Source organism: Novosphingobium sp. HII-3 (assembly GCF_002916655.1).
Taxonomy (GTDB): Bacteria; Pseudomonadota; Alphaproteobacteria; order Sphingomonadales; family Sphingomonadaceae; genus Novosphingobium; species Novosphingobium panipatense.
In genome coordinates, this window is record NZ_PPSM01000062.1 from 1 (window position 1) to 2,861 (window position 2,861).

Here is a 2,861-nt window from a genome sequence, read left to right on the forward strand (position 1 = left end):
CAGCTGCGGATGAAACCGAAGGCCTGATCGATCGCGACGTGTGTCTTGTAGCCGAACACGGCAATGGCGAGTTCGGGCACCGAACGCGGCGCCTCGGGATCGCGCGGCCGCCCGATCTTCACCGTCCGTAAGCGCGAAATTCCAGGCACCTGTTCGGTTGATTGAGGTGGTGTGAAGGATGTGTCCACCAAGGAAGAGGTGGACACATGGAGATGGCACCGATGGGCCCGTATGGGCTCGAGGTTGTAAGGGTGACGAGTAACGGCCGGCGCTATTATGGTCGGGCGGGGAAGGCACGGTTGGTCGAGGCGTGCCTCGAGCCGGGCATATCGGTGGCGAGACTTGCGCTGGAACATGGTGTCAACGCCAACCAGCTGCGCAAATGGGTCCGGAAGTATCAGGAGCGCCAGAGTGCGAACGGGCAGCGGAGCGCGGGACAGTTGCCGGATCCGTCGGCATTTGTTCGGGTGGAGACGTCTCCGGCGGCTGCGGAGCGACACACTGGTGGGATCGCGATCCGGTCTGCGGGATTGGTACCGTCAGCGCGGCTGCAGGCGTCGATGCCAAATGGCGTATCGCTAACGCTGGAGGGGTGTGACGCGCAGTTGCTGGTGGTGATGATCGATGCGCTGGGGCATTGCAATGTTCCGGCTCGCTGAAGATCTGCGCGTCTACCTCCACCGGGATCCGATCGACTTTCGCTGTGGGATCAACAGCCTTGCGATCCTGGTCGAGCAGTCGATGGGCCTCAATCCGTTCGAGCGCGCGGCGTTTGCCTTTTGCAACCGGCGCCGGACCCGGATGAAGCTGCTGTTCTTTGACCGGTCGGGCTTTGTGTTGGTGCTCAAGGCGTTGACGGAGGACAAGTTCCGATGGCCCAAACGAGCGGAAACGGTGGTGGCGCTCACCGCGGAGCAATTGCGATGGCTGCTCGACGGGATCGATATTGACGCGATGGTCCCTCATCCGGTGCGGCAATATCAGTTTGTCGGTTGAAGGCCGTTGACGCGGGAACGGGCTTTCGATTCAAGACTGCGATGGATCGAGGCGGCGTCCCCACTATTGCGGAATTGATGGCGCTTCTGGCGACGAAAGCCGCTGAGGTCGAGGCATTGGCGGCCGAGAGAGACGCCCTTGCCCGGCGCATCCTGAAGCTTGAGGAGGAACTGGCGCTGGCGCGGTTGCACCGCTTTGCGCCGCGCAGCGAAAAGCACCTGGATCGTGTCTTCAATGAAGCCGAGCAGGCCTCCCTTGAGGACGATACCGACGATGGACACGACGACGTCGATGAGCCGGTCGCCGCCGATCTTCCCGACACGGGATTGCCGGAGGCGAGAAAGCCAGAAGGGAAGAAACGCGGGCGCAAGGCACTTCCTGCCGACCTGCCGCGCCAGCGCGTCGAGTATGACCTCGCCGACGACCAGAAGGTCTGCCCGTGCTGCAGCGAACGGATGCATCGCATGGGGGAAGTGGTAACCGAGCAGCTTCACATCGAGGTGAAGGCCACGGTCCTTCAGAATGCCCGCGCCAAATATGCATGCCGCAATTGTGACCGCACCGGGATCGCCACACCGATCGTCATTGCGCCGATGCCCGCACAGCCCTTGCCGGGCAGCATCGCCACGGCCTCGACGCTGGCCTTTGCCCTTGTTCATAAATACGTCGATGGCACACCGCTATATCGTCTGGCGCAAACCTTCGAGCGCGCAGGGGTACCTGTCAGCCGTGGTGCACTGGGCCGTTGGGTAATCGCTTCGAGCGAGAGGCACCTGCATCGCATCTTTGACGCCCTGAAGCTGCGGCTTCGGTCCCAGGACGTCATTCATGGCGACGAGACTACGGTTCAGGTGCTCAAGGAAGAGGGCAAGGCCCCTACCAGCACCTCGTATATGTGGGCCTACCGCAGCAGCGAGGACAGCGAACAGCCGATCGTGCTGTTCGACTATCAACCCGGTCGCGGGCAGGAACATCCGCAGGCCTTCCTCGGCGACTATTGCGGCATCCTGATGAGTGACGGCTATACGGCCTGGCGCACATTGAAAGGCGCCACGCATCTGGGTTGCATGGCCCACGCCAGACGGCGCTTTGCCGACGCCCTCAAGGCGAGGAAGAAACAAGGCGGGCCGCCCGCACAGGCGCTCAAGTTCTTCGACCAGCTCTACCGGATCGAAAGGCAGGCGCGGGACGAAATACCCGATGAGGGGGAAACGCAGGCCAGCTACATGCGCCGCTTCCGCCAGAAACATAGCGTCCCGGTCCTGGATGCGCTCAAGGCGTGGCTCGATGACATCGCACCCAAGGTTGTGCCCGACACCAAGCTTGGTGATGCGGTATCCTACACCCTCAACCAGTGGGAATACCTGACGCGCTACGTCGAAGACGGCAGGATGCCGATCGATAACAATCTTCTCGAACGCGACATCAGGGTTTTTGCAACAGGAAGAAAATCCTGGCTTTTCTGCGACACCGTGGACGGCGCACGGGCGAGCGCCGTAACCTACAGCCTGATGCTGACTTGCCGCGCCTGCGGCGTCGAGCCTCTCGCGTGGCTACGCCATGTCCTCACTGAACTTCCCCAGCGCCCTCACGACGCCGATATCGACGACCTGCTGCCATTCAACTTCGAAAGACAAGCCTGACCCCCCGACGTCGCTGCGGTGGCCTGTCTCGCCCAGCGTCAACTGTGACGGCCGCACTGCCTCCGGAAGCAGCGTGCTACGAAATGCGCGCTTACCACCGTCCAGCGCGCATCGGTGTCCTTCTGCGCCGCCTTGTTCGGCTCGTCCTTCCAGATCTCACGCGCCTTGCGCCCGGCCTTGATCTGCGCCTTCTCGGCAGCCGTATTGCGCTGGCGCGGCGCG

Annotated in this window: 3 protein-coding genes and 1 pseudogene; 3 read left to right on the top strand and 1 reads right to left on the bottom strand. The window is 62.5% G+C overall.

Going from position 1 to position 2,861, the window contains the following annotated elements; all coding sequences use genetic code 11:
- The first annotated feature begins 206 nt into the window (after positions 1-206).
- Genes C2R25_RS17330 through C2R25_RS17340 form a run of 3 tightly spaced genes read left to right on the top strand, consistent with a single transcriptional unit; the run spans position 207 to position 2,639 of the window.
- Positions 207-659, top strand: coding sequence for a transposase (locus C2R25_RS17330; protein WP_103730407.1), 453 nt, complete (start codon positions 207-209; stop codon positions 657-659).
- A complete protein-coding gene (gene tnpB, locus C2R25_RS17335; RefSeq protein WP_059150138.1) occupies positions 643-996 on the top strand; it encodes an IS66 family insertion sequence element accessory protein TnpB in 354 nt (117 codons plus the stop codon). Before C2R25_RS17330 ends, tnpB begins: the two co-directional genes overlap by 17 nt.
- Before the next feature lie 41 nt (positions 997-1,037).
- Complete coding sequence (locus C2R25_RS17340) at positions 1,038-2,639, top strand: IS66 family transposase (RefSeq protein ID WP_103730408.1); 1,602 nt, start codon at positions 1,038-1,040, stop codon at positions 2,637-2,639.
- Between the two features lie 95 nt (positions 2,640-2,734).
- Here C2R25_RS17340 and C2R25_RS17345 read toward each other — a convergent pair.
- Positions 2,735-2,861 (bottom strand): annotated as a pseudogene (locus C2R25_RS17345) (IS5/IS1182 family transposase); the annotation flags it as partial.